At 65.8% G+C, this 13570-nt stretch carries 12 protein-coding genes and 1 tRNA gene; 3 read left to right on the plus strand and 10 right to left on the minus strand.

The genetic code is table 11. The features are described from left to right. Positions 1-77 precede the first annotated feature (77 nt). From IIE29_RS11685 to mfd, 4 genes are all read right to left on the minus strand, one after another. Positions 78-899 (minus strand): tyrosine-protein phosphatase, encoded by an 822-nt coding sequence (locus IIE29_RS11685; protein ID WP_209325417.1) that lies wholly within the window; start codon positions 897-899, stop codon positions 78-80. Continuing rightward, positions 896-1342: a MazG nucleotide pyrophosphohydrolase domain-containing protein gene (locus tag IIE29_RS11690; RefSeq protein WP_343071887.1), complete on the minus strand. Its 447-nt coding sequence runs from the start codon at positions 1340-1342 to the stop codon at positions 896-898. Before IIE29_RS11690 ends, IIE29_RS11685 begins: the two co-directional genes overlap by 4 nt. A 76-nt stretch (positions 1343-1418) precedes the next feature. After that, complete coding sequence (locus IIE29_RS11695) at positions 1419-1613, minus strand: CsbD family protein (RefSeq protein ID WP_209325418.1); 195 nt, start codon at positions 1611-1613, stop codon at positions 1419-1421. Between the two features lie 123 nt (positions 1614-1736). Next, a complete protein-coding gene (gene mfd / locus IIE29_RS11700; RefSeq protein WP_209325419.1) occupies positions 1737-5375 on the minus strand; it encodes a transcription-repair coupling factor in 3639 nt (1212 codons plus the stop codon). A gap of 93 nt (positions 5376-5468) precedes the next feature. Between mfd and IIE29_RS11705 the strand changes: the two genes are divergently transcribed. Further along, the gene (locus IIE29_RS11705; RefSeq protein WP_209325420.1) at positions 5469-6947 is read left to right on the plus strand and encodes an arylsulfotransferase family protein; all 1479 of its coding nucleotides are present in this window, start codon (positions 5469-5471) and stop codon (positions 6945-6947) included. A 167-nt stretch (positions 6948-7114) separates the two neighbouring features. Continuing rightward, positions 7115-7837 carry a rhomboid family intramembrane serine protease gene (locus IIE29_RS11710; RefSeq protein WP_209325421.1) on the plus strand — a complete coding sequence of 241 codons (723 nt, stop codon included), beginning with the start codon at positions 7115-7117 and terminating at the stop codon, positions 7835-7837. Between the two features lie 32 nt (positions 7838-7869). On the opposite strand, the gene pth is transcribed toward IIE29_RS11710, so the two are convergent. From pth to IIE29_RS11740, 6 genes are all read right to left on the minus strand, one after another. Then, positions 7870-8469 (minus strand): aminoacyl-tRNA hydrolase, encoded by a 600-nt coding sequence (gene pth, locus IIE29_RS11715; protein WP_209325422.1) that lies wholly within the window; start codon positions 8467-8469, stop codon positions 7870-7872. A 162-nt stretch (positions 8470-8631) separates the two neighbouring features. After that, complete coding sequence (locus tag IIE29_RS11720; protein ID WP_209325423.1) at positions 8632-9279, minus strand: 50S ribosomal protein L25/general stress protein Ctc; 648 nt, start codon at positions 9277-9279, stop codon at positions 8632-8634. 160 nt (positions 9280-9439) lie between these two features. Continuing rightward, positions 9440-10444, minus strand: coding sequence for an alpha/beta hydrolase (locus IIE29_RS11725; protein WP_209325424.1), 1005 nt, complete (start codon positions 10442-10444; stop codon positions 9440-9442). 132 nt (positions 10445-10576) lie between these two features. Further along, the gene (locus IIE29_RS11730) at positions 10577-11548 is read right to left on the minus strand and encodes a ribose-phosphate diphosphokinase (protein ID WP_209325425.1); all 972 of its coding nucleotides are present in this window, start codon (positions 11546-11548) and stop codon (positions 10577-10579) included. Then, positions 11541-12998 carry a bifunctional UDP-N-acetylglucosamine diphosphorylase/glucosamine-1-phosphate N-acetyltransferase GlmU gene (gene glmU, locus IIE29_RS11735; protein WP_209325426.1) on the minus strand — a complete coding sequence of 486 codons (1458 nt, stop codon included), beginning with the start codon at positions 12996-12998 and terminating at the stop codon, positions 11541-11543. Before glmU ends, IIE29_RS11730 begins: the two co-directional genes overlap by 8 nt. Before the next feature lie 32 nt (positions 12999-13030). Then, positions 13031-13102, minus strand: a tRNA-Gln gene (locus tag IIE29_RS11740). A gap of 63 nt (positions 13103-13165) precedes the next feature. Here IIE29_RS11740 and IIE29_RS11745 point away from each other — a divergent pair. Then, a complete protein-coding gene (locus IIE29_RS11745) occupies positions 13166-13558 on the plus strand; it encodes a hypothetical protein (RefSeq protein WP_209325427.1) in 393 nt (130 codons plus the stop codon). The last annotated feature ends 12 nt before the right edge of the window (positions 13559-13570 follow it).

A 13570-nucleotide genomic window follows, 5' to 3' on the forward strand; every position in this document is an offset into this window, starting at 1 on the left:
CTTCTCGCCCGACACGGCACGAACGCTTTTTGCGCGAGTACTCGGGCCCGCCGATGCACAGACTTCTGGTCCGGGATCTAGTCCGCGGGTCCGAGCAGGCGGGCACGCAGCCGTTCGGGTGTCGCCGGATCCATTCCGTGCTTGCGCAGATAGTCTTCCACCGCACTGTCGGCTCCATCCTCCCCCGCCGAGGCGGCCCCGTGCTCGGCCTCGAGCCGTTCGAGGATTCCGTGCATGAGTTCGGGAGGGGAGGCCGTGGCGGTCTCAGCGAGGTTGCCGGAGATGCCGGCATCGGCGAAGTTCCGGGTGATCGACTGCAGAAAGCCCCCGGAGAGATGGGTCGAGGTGATCGCGTATTCGTCGATGATCTCCTCGCGTCCCACCCCGAGGAGGTCGAGCAGGAACGCCCCCACCACCCCGGTCCGGTCCTTGCCGGCGGAACAGTGGAAGACCACACCCTCGGCACAGTGTTCGGCCACGGTGTCGACGGCCAGCGCGAGCCTGTGCCCGAAATGGGTGATCATGAGATCGTAGATCCGGCTCAGCGAGCGATCGCTGAGGTCCATTCCGGTCGCCTCGGCAGCGGCCTTCATCTCCTCGGCGCTCATCGGTCGGCTGGGGAAGAAGTGGTCGTCGAAGACGGGCAGCTCGATCCGTTCCACCCCCAGTCCCTCGAGTGCATCGGGAAGCTTCGCCCGCTCGCCGATGTCCCTCAGGTCGATGACGGTCCCGATGCCCAGAGCACGGATGTCGGCACGCGAGCTGTCGGTCAGCTGGGCCAGTCCGTCGGCACGGAACACGATCCCGCGACGCACTGCGGAATCCCCCGCCCGGGTGCGAGCGCCTCCGAGGTCTCGGAAATTGAACGTGCCCTCGATCGGGAGCCGCTCCAGACTCATCGCTGCCCTTCCTGTCCCCGCCGCGCGGTCTCCTCTTTCTCCTCCGCCTTGATTCGGCGATACTCCCGTTCCACGTCCTCGAGCGAAGCCATCTCGTTGCCGGCATCGTCGCCGAAGGCCAGTGGGTGTCTGCGGACGAGCTTCTCCTCCAGACCGTCCATGATGACGCCGAGGCTGTGCCCGTAGTCGTGCCCTCCGCTCTCGTCGAGCAGCGCGGAGTGGAACAGCACCTGGTAGAACACGTCCCCGAGCTCCTCGACCACTGCCGCACGATTGTCCGCCGTCGGTGCGGCTCCGAAGTCCTCGAGCGCCTCGATGAGCTCCTCGGTCTCCTCGCGAGCATACTTCTCGAGGCTGCGATGGTCCTGCCTGCTCGACCATGGGCAGCGTTGCCGCAGAGTCGCCATCGCCGCCACCACCTGCCCCGTTGTGGGCTCGTCCACGCAACGTCCTCCTGCTGAATCGTCCTCCTGCTGACAGGAACGGCCCCCACCGCAGATGCGGTGAGGGCCGGAATGGTCACTTCGAGAATCTGTCCTTGACCGAGTCTCCGAGGTCCTTGACGGATTCGCCGACGTCCTTGGCCTTGGCTTTGAGCTGGTCGGTTGCTCCCTCGGCCTTCAGCTCGTCGTCATCGGTGATGTCGCCTATGGTCTCCTTGGCTCGTCCGCCGAGGTCTTCGGCCTTATTCTGGAACCTGTCGTCAACGCCCATGACATCTCTCCTTCATCGATTGCTGAGGATAGTTCATCGATCACTGCGGTCTGCTCCGCACTGCGCACTCTACGCTACGTCTGCAGTCTGCCGGCGGTGCCGAAGCGGATTCGCACAGCCTTCTCAGCTCTGCTCCGGGGCCGCTGCCTCGGACTCGACGACAGGCACGATCGCGTCGAGGAACTGGTGGGCCCAGCGCAGGATGTCCGAATCGGTCATCTCCTTCGCATCGAATCCGGTTCCCGCCATCGGCTTGGGCACGAGCACCGACCGCAGCGCCGGCTTGAGCAGCGACTTCGGGTACAGCCGTTTGAGTCTGACCACCTGGGAGTCGGCCAGCTCGAGGGGCCCGAAGCGGATGAAATTGCCCTGGACGACGATGTCGCTGACGCCGGATGCACGCGCGCGGATGCGCAGCCGGGCGACGTCGGCGAGCACGGTCACGGCGTCGGGGTAGGGCCCGTAGCGGTCGACGAGTTCGTCGAGGACCTCCTGCAGTTCGGCTTCGTTCGTCGCCGCCGCGAGCTTCCGGTAGGCCTCGAGGCGCAGCCGCTCATGATCGACGTATTCGGCCGGCAGGTGGGCGTCGACGGGCAGTTCGATCCGCATGTCAGCCTCGGGCTCGGTGTCCTCGCCGCGGAACTTCGCCACCGCCTCGCCGACGAGGCGGACGTAGAGATCGAATCCGACGCCCTCGATGTGACCGGACTGCTGGCCGCCCAGCAGGTTGCCGGCACCGCGGATCTCGAGGTCCTTCATCGCCACCTGCATTCCGGCACCCAGCTCCGTGTGCGCGGCCAGTGTCGTCAGGCGGTCGTGAGCGGTCTCCGTCAGCTGTGTGTCCGGCGGGTAGAGGAAGTACGCATATGCGCGTTCCCGTCCGCGCCCGACCCGTCCGCGCAGCTGGTGGAGCTGTGAGAGTCCGTAGCGGTCGGCATTGTCGATGATGAGGGTGTTGGCATTGGCGATGTCGATGCCGGTCTCGACGATCGTGGTGCACACGAGCACGTCGTACTTCTTCTCCCAGAAATCGACGATGACCTGTTCGAGGCGAGACTCATTCATCTTTCCGTGGGCGATGGCGATCCTGGCTTCGGGCACCAACTCGGCGATGTGCCCGGCCACGGCCTCGATGTCCCGGACCCGGTTGTGGATGTAGAAGACCTGCCCCTCGCGCATGAGCTCACGGCGGATCGCGGCCTTGATCTGCTTGTCCTCACGTCTGCCCACATAGGTCAGAACCGGATGCCGTTCCTCCGGCGGCGTGGCCAGGGTCGACATCTCGCGAATGCCGGTGACGGCCATCTCCAGGGTGCGCGGGATAGGGGTCGCCGACATCGCGAGCACGTCGACATTGGTCCGCAGGGCCTTGAGCGTCTCCTTGTGCTCGACACCGAAGCGCTGCTCCTCATCGATGATGACCAGTCCGAGTTCCTTGAATCTCACCTCACCGCTGAGCAGCCGGTGGGTGCCGATGACGAGGTCGAGCTTACCGGCCGCCAGGTCCTCCTTGACCTTCTCGGACTCCTGTTTGGTCTGGAACCGTGAGAGCGCGCCGAGGGTGACGGGGAACCCCGAATAGCGTTCGGCGAAGGTCTCATAGTGCTGCTGGACCAGCAGCGTGGTCGGCACGAGCACTGCCACCTGCTTGCCTTCCTGGATCGCCTTGAACGCGGCGCGGACTGCGATCTCTGTCTTGCCGTAGCCCACATCGCCGCAGATCAGACGGTCCATGGGCACCGTCTTCTCCATGTCCGACTTGACCTCGTCGATAGTGGTCAGCTGGTCGGCGGTCTCGACGTAGTGGAAGGCGTCCTCGAGTTCCCGCTGCCACGGAGTGTCCGGCCCATAAGCGTGTCCGACCGTTGCCTGCCTCGCCGAATAGAGGCGGATGAGCTCTCCGGCGATCTCTTTGACGGCCTTGCGCGCCTTGGCCTTCGTCGTCTGCCAATCCGCGCCGCCCATCTTGTTGAGACTCGGGCTCTCCCCGCCGACATATCGGGTGACCTGGTCGAGCGCATCACTGGGAACATAGAGCCGGTCCCCGGGCTGGCCCCGTTTGGCCGGGGCGTATTCGATGATGAGGTATTCGCGAGTGTGCTTGTTCGCGCCCCTTCCCGTCGTCCGCTGCGTCATCTCGACGAACCGACCGACGCCGTGCTGATCGTGGACGACGTAGTCACCCGGTGCCAGGTTGAGCGGGTCGACCTGGTTGCGCCTGCGTCGGGTGGGCAGACGCCGCATGTCCCGCGTCGAGGTGGCCGCAGCCCGCCCGAGGACATCGGCCTCGGTGAGAACGGCGAGCTTGAGATCGTCGAAGACGAAGCCGCCGAAGGACGCCGCCGTGGTCACGGTCACGAGGGCTTCGGGCAGATCTGTGGGGTCGTCGACGAAGCTCGCAGGCACACCGGCCTCGGAGAACACCTCGACCATCCGCCTGCCCGGGCCGGGCCCCTCGGTGAGGACGAGGATGCGCCATCTGTCGTGGATGAGTCCCTTGACGTCAGCCAGGATCGCTTCGACGTCTCCGGCATATCCCTTTGGGATTCGAGCCGGCACGGCGAAGATGTTCTCTTCGGGACCGGCCAGTTCCTCATCGGCGGCGAAACCGCCGATCTCCCACCACGCCAGGCCGATGAGGCGAGCGCCCTCCTCCATCTCGGCCACCGTGCGGAAGCTCGCGGCGGAGAGGTCGATCGGCGACTCTCCCCCAGCCGCGGCTCCGGTCCAGGCTGCTTCGAGGAATTCGTTCGTCGTCTCCACGAGGTCCGCCGCCCGAGCCTCGACGCGCTCGGGCTCGGTGATGATGATCTTCGACTCGGCCGGCAGCAGCGCGATGATCGGCTCCATCCCGTCGGCGAGGACGGCGGAGAGGGATTCCATGCCTTCGACAGCGACTCCGCCGGCGATCTTCTCGAGCATATCGGCCGCACCGGGCACGGTCTCGGCGAGTTCGGCCGCCCTGGCCCGCACCGAGTCGGTCAGGAGCAGCTCTCGGCACGGCGGTGCCGACAGGCGCAGAGGATCCGCCTCGTCGTCCGCGGGAACGGAGCGCTGATCGCTGACCGAGAACTCGCGGATCTCGTCGACCTCATCGCCGAAGAACTCCACACGCAGCGCCCGCTCCGCGGTGGCCGGGAAGATATCGACGATGCCGCCGCGCACGGCGAACTCGCCTCGCCGAGAGACCATGTCCACCCGCGAATAGGCGAGTTCGGTGAGCCGTTCGGACAGCTCGTCGATCTCGCATTCGTCGCCGACCGCCAGTTCCACCGGAGCGATGTCGCCGAGGCCCTTCGCCAAGGGCTGGAGGAAGGCCCGGACGGGAGCGATGATGAAGGTCAGTTCCCTGTCGGTGCGAGGATGCGTGAGGCGACGCAGCACCTCGAGCCGTTGGCCGACGGTGTCCGATCGCGGCGACAGCTTCTCGTGCGGCAGAGTCTCCCAGCTGGGGAAGATCGCAATAGTCGCGGCGGGCACCCAGTCGGCCAGCGCCTGGGCGAGATCCTCGGCCTCACGTGTGGTGGCGGTGACGATGAGCTGCGGCGCCGAGGCCGCGGCATCCGCTGCTCGAATCCTTCCCTCACCCTCGTCCTGACCCGATGACGCGGCCGCAGCGGCGGTGACGGTCCGGCGCAGGATCGAGGGCCACAGTCCCTTGATCGCATCGATCGTCCCACCGCTCGTGCTCGGATCGTTGAAGGCTTCGACGAGTCCGGTGATGGTGGGATTCTGGCGTGTGAGATCGAGTCCGTTGAGCACCCGAACATTCTAGGCCACGCACCTGACACCCACGTCCGCCCCGCCGCGGTGGGAGACCGAGCGGAAGCGACGGAAACGTGTGAGGATGAGTGCATGGCCATGATGAGAACCCTCCTGGCAGGACTGGCCGCCACGGCACTCCTGCTCACAGGCTGCACCAGCGATGCCGACGACGACGTCGAGATCGCCGAACGCTGGGACTTCCACACCCGGCCTGATCTCGCACCGCCGAAGGTCGACATCGACTCCGGTGCCTTCCCCGACGACAACGGTGATCTCAAGACCTTCCTGGCCCCGAAGGGGCAGACGAAGACCGACGACAAGTCTTGGGTGGGCGGGCTCATCCTCGATGCGGCCGGCGACCCCGTCTGGGTGCGCGAGAATTCGGGCACCCTGTGGGATCTGCGCGTCCAGGAATATCAGGACCAGCCCGTGCTCACCTGGTGGGAGGGCCTGGCCGAGACCCCTCACACGGCCGGAGAGGTCGTCGTCCTCAACTCCTCCTATGAGGAGATCGCGCGGGTGGGCATGGGCGGCGAGCTGGCCAAGGACACATCGGATCTGCACGAGACGACGATCACCGATGACGACACCATGTTCCTGCTCTCCTATGTCAAGACGCAGGCCGACCTCAGCGAGATCGGCGGAGACGACGACGGCTGGGTCTGGGAGGGCGTGGCTCAGGAGGTCGACATCGCCACCGGCGAACCCCTCGTCGAATGGCGTTCTCTCGACGACGTTCCGGTGGAGCAGACCGAGGCCGAGCTCAAGGACGGCGAGGGCACGAAGGACGAGCCCTTCGACTACATCCACCTCAACTCGGTCAGCGAGGACGATGACGGCTCAGCACTTCTCGTCTCGGCCCGCAATACGCATGCCGTCTATCAGCTCGATCGGAAGACGGCGGAGCTGAACTGGGTCCTCGGAGGCAAGGCCTCGGACTTCGAGATGGGTCAGGGGGCGACCTTCGCGTGGCAGCACGACGCCCAGCGTCGCGCCGACGGCACACTGACACTTTTCGACAACCATGCCGCACCGCGGCTCGGCGACACCCGCGGTCTGCGTCTCGACGTCGACGAGAAGCACAGACGCGCCGAGGTGGTCACCGAGTATCCTGCGCCCGACGATCGGTCCTCGGGCAGTCAGGGCAATCTGCAGGAGCTCGACAACGGCAACGTCGTGATCGGCTGGGGTTCGCAGCCCTATGTCTCGGAGTTCTCCGAGGACGGGAAGCTGCTCACCGACCTGACCTTCACCGGCGGCTCGAATTACCGTGCCTACCGCTTCGACTGGCATGCCCAGCCGTCCGCACCGCCGACAGCGACGAAGTCCGAGCCCCGAGCCGGGGTCACCCGCATCCACATGAGCTGGAACGGCGCCACCGAAGTCGCCTCCTGGAGGATCCTCAGCGGCGACGGCGAGGACCAGCTCGTTGAGAACGCCGAGGTCGAGCGCACAGGGTTCGAGACCGCCGCCGACATCACTCCGCACGGGTCGACGATCGTGGTGGAAGCGCTCGATGCCGAAGGCAAGTCTCTCGGCTCGACGCGGGTGGGCACTCGGACCGGCTGAGACCGGGGCCGACAATCGGCCGTGACCGCGGCCGCGGAGCGGATGCGACCACCGACGGCTGGGCTGAGAACATTTCGGACGGATAACGGGACTAACGGTACGGTCACGTTTATCCGACAACCCCGATTTTTCGGGGTTCTCCAATCTTCATCGCACACAATTGGAGCATGAGTTCCAACCACTCCCCCCGTTTCTCCGCAGAGGAAGCCCGAATCCTCTTCGGCTCCGATGCCTCCGACGTCGGCTCTCCCCAGTCCGGTCGTGCCTCGCACCCACCCGTGGCGCACCTCAACACCAGCGTCGATCGCAACCACCACCTGTCGCGGTTCGTCCCGGTGCTCGTGCTGTTGGCCGTCATGTGGGCAGTCGAGATCGTCGACACCGTCCTCCCGCTCGGTCTCGACGCCTTCAGCCTGCAGTCATGGAACCCGCTCTCCCTCTACGGTCTAGTCACCTCGCCTCTGCTCCATTCCGGATTCGGCCATCTCGTGGCCAACACATTCCCGTTCCTCGTCCTCGGCATCGTCATCGCCTTCGAGGGGTCGCGGCGATTCTGGCAGGTCACGGGCATCACCGCGCTCAGCTCCGGTCTCGGAGCGTGGCTGACCACCCTGCCGGGTCAGCACATCGTCGGCGCCTCCGGCATCGTCTTCGGATTCTTCGGCTACCTGGCCGTGCGGACCTGGTTCACCGATGATGTTCTGCGCAAGATCGTCTACTTCGCGATCGGCTTCTTCATCTTCATCACCTACGGCGCCTCCATGGTCTTCGGCATGCTGCCGCAGGCCAATGACATCTCCTGGCAGGGGCATCTCTTCGGTTTCGCCGGGGGCGTCTTCGCCGCCTGGCTCCTCCACCGCAGGCGGCAGAAACCGGCTGGCAGGAAGTGAGCCCCCTCCGCTCGGCTGCGATGGTCAGACCGTCAGCGTGAGTGGAACTTCTGCTGCACTGCTTCCAGCCCGTCATTGATGAGGATCTCGACGGCGTCGGCGAGATCGGAGACGAAGATCGGCAGTGTCGTCCGCTCCTCCTTCGAGAACGGCCGGAGCACGTAGTCGGCGGTGTCCTGTCGCCCCGAGGGACGTCCGACTCCCGCTCGCACGCGCAGGTAGTTCTTCGTCCCCAGCACCGAGGTCATCGAGCGCAGACCGTTGTGCCCGCCCTCTCCCCCGCCGAGTTTGGCCTTGATGGCGTCGAAGGGGATGTCCACATCGTCGTGGACGGCGATGATCCGCTCGGTGGCGATGCCGTAGAAGTCGGCCAGCTGTCGCACCGGGCCGCCCGAGTCGTTCATGTAGCCGGTCGAGGTGCCCACGATCACACGCGGGCCGGGCAGTCCCGGTGTGCTGCCCGTGGGCAGTCGGCCGGTTCCGACGTTCGACCGCAGCTTCGTCCGCGTCAGCGAGGTCCCGATCCGCGAGGCGAGTTCGACGATGACCATCTGTCCGATGTTGTGACGGGTCGCTTCGTATTTCGGGCCGGGATTGCCCAGCCCGAAGACCAACCATGCCTCGTTCGTCATTGCCGTCCTCCGCTCATCTGTGTCCGCTGCCCGGCCGGGACCGGTGGTGTCCGAGAAGCCCCGGACGGATACGGATTCGGTGGGCCGCCCGATCGACGACCCACCGAAATCCGTATTCAGTCTGCGCTCACCACAGCACCGAGGTGCTGTGCCGAGATGGGTTCACTCCTCTTCGGAGCCCGCTTCCGCATCCGCCTTCTCGTCGGCGGCCTCTGCCTCGGCCGGGGCGTCGGCACCCTCTTCCTCGGCGTCGGACTCGACATCCATCTCGATCTCCTCGGAGACATTGACGATGAGCAGCTCCTCGTCGGCGACGAGCTCGACGCCGTTGGGCAGCTCGACCTGGCCTGCGAGCACGTGCTCACCGGCGGGACGTCCCTCGACGGTGACCTCGATGAGTTCGGGGAGCTTGGTCGCATCAGCCTTGACGGCGATGGTCGACTCCTCCTGCGACACCATGGTGCCGGGTGCGGCCTCACCGACGACGTGAACGGGCACGTCGACCTCGATCTTCTCACCGCGCTTGACGATGATGAGGTCGAGGTGCTCGATCTCGCGGCGCACCGGCTCGATCTGCACGTCACGGGCGATGGCCAGAACGTTCTTGGCACCGTCGGTGCTTTCGATCTCGAGCAGGGCGTTGGCGTGCTTGAGCGCCATCATGGTGGCATGGCCCTCGAGCGAAACGTGCACGGGGTCTCCGCCGTGACCGTAGATGACGGCGGGAATGCGGCCGGAGCGGCGGATGCGGCGCGCTGCGCCCTTGCCGAACTCGCTGCGAGCTTCGGCCAGAAGTTTGAAGTCAGCCATTTTCTCTCCTTCGTGGTGAACTTACCTTCGAGCACCACGGCGAAACAGCCTGGATCCGCTGCGAACCGTCGACCGTCGAATCCGATCGGTTCGCGCAGTTCGTGGGACGTCGGCCGCGTCGATCACGGAGACCGGGGTCTCCCTCGCCGAGGCAACCAGGCTATTCTACGGCACCGTCCGGCGCGGCACCAAGTCGGTCGCCGACGGCAGCGGCGCAGGTGTCGATGCCGGTCTCCGTCAGAAGGATGTCGTAGTGGTTCGTTCCCTGCACGTCGATCGCCCTCAGATGCGGCCACTGTCGCGCGTAGTCGGACACGAGCTCGGGCGGGTAGAGTCCCGGCTCCGAGGCGACGAGATCGCGTTCGGCGTAGAGGAAGACGACCTCGGACTGCGACTCCTCGTCTCCCATGATCGTCTGCAGCGCCTCCCGGTAGTCGGTTCCGGTGTACATATCGGCGGAGTCGGCCTGCATCGCCTCGATCGAGGTCGAGGGCTGGAAGGAATGATCGTCCTTGGCCGCCAGGTCGTAGACGAAGCTCTCTGTGGCCACGGTGTCGAGACCGTCGACGAATGCGGGGTGAGCGGCGAAGAACGCGAGGTACTCCTCGACCGTCGAGAAGCTCATCGACAGCCGCTCCGCGGCGGGTCCGAGCACTGCGGCGATGAGATCATCGGTGTCGAGGTCTTCGTCGTTGAGGTCATCGACGGGCTCTCCGCCGCCCGAGTGTCCCACGGGCAGGGGAAGGCCGCCGTCGATGAGCACGGGGCCGCGGAAGCGTCGGACCGCCTCGGCTCCGGTGCGGCGGCTCAGTCCGGTCAGAGTCATCGCGACGAATCCGCCCATGGAGTGCCCGACGAGAGTCACGGGCCCGTCCTCAGCGAAGGCGTCGACGGCGGCGAGGACGTCCTCGGCGTGGGCACGCATGCCGAACGGCCCGGGAAGGGTCCGGGAATCCGCCCGGCCGCGCAGGTCGGGGCCGATGACGCGGACTCCGGGCAGAGCGGAGACGAGTCCGGCGAAGAAGAGATGGTTCGAAGTGATGCCGTGGATGACGCACACCGTCGGCACGTGTCCGGGCCCGGAGGCCACGGGTTCCCAGACGCCCACGGACAGCTGCCCGCCTTCCACGTCCACCCGGTACCGGTTGTAATCGTGAGACGACATCGTCGCGGATCCCTTCGCTTAGGTGTTGCCTCCAGTGTAGAACGACCCCGAAGACGACGGGACCCCGAGCCGATCATCGACTCGGGGCCCGTGTCCCACCGGCGCAGTCCCCTGCCCGGAGAGGAGAGTCTCTCAGACCTCGAACAGGCTGGTGACCGATCCGTCCTCGAAGACTTCGTGCACGGCACGGGCGATGAGCGGAGCGATCGAGAGCACGGTGAGCTTGTCGAACACCTTGTCCTCGCTCAGCGGCAGCGTGTTGGTGACGATGACCTCTTCGGCCACGGAGTTCGACAGGCGTTCGACGGCGGGCCCGGAGAACACTGCGTGAGTGGACACGACGATGACGCCCTTCGCGCCGGCGGCCATGCAGGCGTCGGCGGCCTGGACGATGGTGCCGCCGGTGTCGATCATATCGTCGACGAGGACGCAGGTGCGCCCCTCGACCTCACCGACGACGCGGTTGGCCTTCGTCTCGTTCGGGCGTGTGATGTCGCGGGTCTTGTGGATGAAGGCCAGCGGCACCCCACCCAGCGAGTTCGACCAGTTCTCGGCGACTTTGATGCGACCGGCGTCGGGAGAGACCACGGCGAGCTCGCCGGGATACTTGTCCTTGACGTAGCCGGCGAGGATCGGCATCGCGATGAGGTGGTCGACCGGGCCGTCGAAGTAGCCCTGGATCTGCGCGGTGTGCAGGTCGACGGTGATGATGCGGTCGGCGCCGGCCGTCTTGTACAGATCGGCCACGAGACGGGCGGAGATGGGTTCGCGTCCGCGGTGCTTCTTGTCCTGGCGCGCGTACGGGAAGAAGGGGGCGATGACGGTGATCCGCTTGGCCGAGGCGCGTTTGAGGGCGTCGACCATGATCAGCTGCTCCATCAGCCATTCGTTGATGGGCGCACAGTGCGACTGGAGGACGAAGACGTCACTGCCGCGGACCGACTCGGAGTACCGGACGTAGATCTCTCCGTTGGCGAAGTTGTAGATGTCGGTGGGGAGGAGCTCGGTCCCCAGATTCTCCGCGACTTGTTCGGCGAGTTCGGGATTCGCCCGACCGCTGACCAGGACGAGCTTCTTATCGCCCGCCGTCGTTATCTCATTCACTAATCCGTTCCCCTTCGGATGCGTTTTCGGCCGCCTGCGCCGCAAGCGTGCCGGGACGATTTGTCTGGACCCAGCCCTCCAGGTTGCGCTGCGGAGCCACGGAGATGGCCAGCGCTCCTGCAGGGACATCCTTGCGCACGGTCGTGCTCGCACCCGAATAGGCGCCATCGCCCACGGTGACAGGGGCGACATACATGTTGTCCGAGCCCATGCGTGCATGCTTGCCGACGACGGTGCGGTGCTTGTTGACCCCATCGTAGTTCACGAACACCGAAGCGGCTCCGATGTTCGTGCCCTCGCCGATCTCGGCGTCACCGACGTAGGACAGGTGGGGAACCTTGGCGCCGGCGCCGATGTCCGCGTTCTTCGTCTCGACGAAAGTGCCGATCTTGCCGGATTCGCCGAGGCGGGTGCCCGGACGCAGATAGGCGAAGGGGCCGACATCCGCTCCGGCGCCGATGACGGCGAGTTCGCCATGGGTGCGCACCACGTGCGCCCCGGCCCCCACCTCGGTGTCCTTGAGCGTGGTGGAGGGGCCGACGACGGCGCCGGTGGCGATGTCGGTGGCACCGAGCAGCTGGGTGTCGGGCAGGATCGTCACGTCTTCGGCGATCGAGACGTCGACATCGATCCAGGTGGTGTCCGGATCGATGATGGACACTCCGGCTCGCATGAATCTCTCGCACTGGCGGCGATTGAGCTCCTTGCCCAGGTTCGCCAGCTGCACCCTGTCATTGGCGCCTTCGACCTGCCACAGATCATCGGTGGCGCTGGCGGCCACGGGCAGGCCGGCCTCACGGGAGAATCCGATGACATCGGTGAGGTACTTCTCGCCCTGCACGTTGTCGGTCGTCAGGGATGCCAGGCCCTTCTTGAGGGCGTCGGCGTCGAAGGCGTAGATTCCCGAGTTGATCTCGCTGATGGCGCGTTCGTCCTCGTTCGCGTCCTTCTGCTCCACGATCCGCAGCAGGGCTCCGGAGGCGTCGCGGACGATGCGGCCGTAGCCGGTCGGGTCATCGACCTCGGCAGAGAGGACGGTCACGGCGTTGGAGGAGGATTCGTGGGCCTCGACGAGGCCGTCGATGGTCTCCGCGGTGAGCAGGGGCACGTCACCGTAGGTGACGACGACCGTGCCGCTGATGTCCTCGGGCAGCCGGGTGAGCGCGCATTCGGCGGCGCGACCGGTGCCCGGGATCTCGTCCTGATCGGCGATGAGCAGCGAGCGCTCCGCGGCCAGAGGCAGGGAGTCGAGGTGAGAGACGAGCCGCTCGCGCTCATGTCTGACGACGACGACGAGATGCTCGGGAGCGGTGCCGGCCGCAGCCGAGACGGCATGATGGAGCAGGGAACGACCGCCGAGGGGATGCATCACCTTGGGAAGAGAAGACTTCATTCGGGTGCCTTGGCCCGCGGCGAGAACGATGACGGCGGTCGGACGAGTCTGCGACATAGTTGAATCCTTCGCATGTCGGATTGGGCCAGCTCCGCCCATAGGATTCGAACCTATACTGCACGGCTCCAAAGGCCGGCGTGCTGCCATTACACCAGGGCGGAACAGCGTGCACCAGTAGAGGGCCCGCGCTCACGAGACACCATCATGCCACTACGATTAACTCTATGGAAATTCTACGCGAGATTCTTCTGACCCTGCATCTGCTGGGTATGGCCATCATCGTCGGTGGCTATTTCACCGTCATCCGCTCCCCCAGAGTCATGCCCGGAATGCTGCACGGCGCCTATCTGCAGCTGGTCACCGGCCTGCTGCTCATGGGTCTGGCCGAGATGGGCGATGGCGACGTCAACCATATGAAGCTCGGCATCAAGCTTGTCATGGCGATCCTCGTCACTGTCTTCGCCTTCATCGGCAACAGGAAGCAGAAGGACTTCACTGCAGGCACCCCCTCCGAAGGTGCTGCGGCGACGGCGGTGAAGAACCCCTCGGCGACGATGGCGCACCTGACGTTCGCCTTCGCGGTCATCAACGTCCTCGTGGCCGTCTTCGTCCACTGATCGCTGCCGAAC

Origin of the sequence: Brevibacterium renqingii, from assembly GCF_017808095.1 — a bacterium.
Taxonomy (GTDB): Bacteria; Actinomycetota; Actinomycetes; order Actinomycetales; family Brevibacteriaceae; genus Brevibacterium; species Brevibacterium renqingii.

What these genes read in the sequence shown, in the direction of transcription:
- IIE29_RS11685 (WP_209325417.1), bottom strand. Translation starts at nt 899, where the DNA reads ATGAGTCTGGAGCGGCTCCCGATCGAGGGCACGTTCAATTTCCGAGAC.
- IIE29_RS11695 (WP_209325418.1), bottom strand. Translation starts at nt 1,613, where the DNA reads ATGGGCGTTGACGACAGGTTCCAGAATAAGGCCGAAGACCTCGGCGGA.
- IIE29_RS11705 (WP_209325420.1), top strand. Translation starts at nt 5,469, where the DNA reads ATGGCCATGATGAGAACCCTCCTGGCAGGACTGGCCGCCACGGCACTC.
- IIE29_RS11710 (WP_209325421.1), top strand. Translation starts at nt 7,115, where the DNA reads ATGAGTTCCAACCACTCCCCCCGTTTCTCCGCAGAGGAAGCCCGAATC.
- pth (WP_209325422.1), bottom strand. Translation starts at nt 8,469, where the DNA reads ATGACGAACGAGGCATGGTTGGTCTTCGGGCTGGGCAATCCCGGCCCG.
- IIE29_RS11720 (WP_209325423.1), bottom strand. Translation starts at nt 9,279, where the DNA reads ATGGCTGACTTCAAACTTCTGGCCGAAGCTCGCAGCGAGTTCGGCAAG.
- IIE29_RS11725 (WP_209325424.1), bottom strand. Translation starts at nt 10,444, where the DNA reads ATGTCGTCTCACGATTACAACCGGTACCGGGTGGACGTGGAAGGCGGG.
- glmU (WP_209325426.1), bottom strand. Translation starts at nt 12,998, where the DNA reads ATGTCGCAGACTCGTCCGACCGCCGTCATCGTTCTCGCCGCGGGCCAA.
- IIE29_RS11745 (WP_209325427.1), top strand. Translation starts at nt 13,166, where the DNA reads ATGGAAATTCTACGCGAGATTCTTCTGACCCTGCATCTGCTGGGTATG.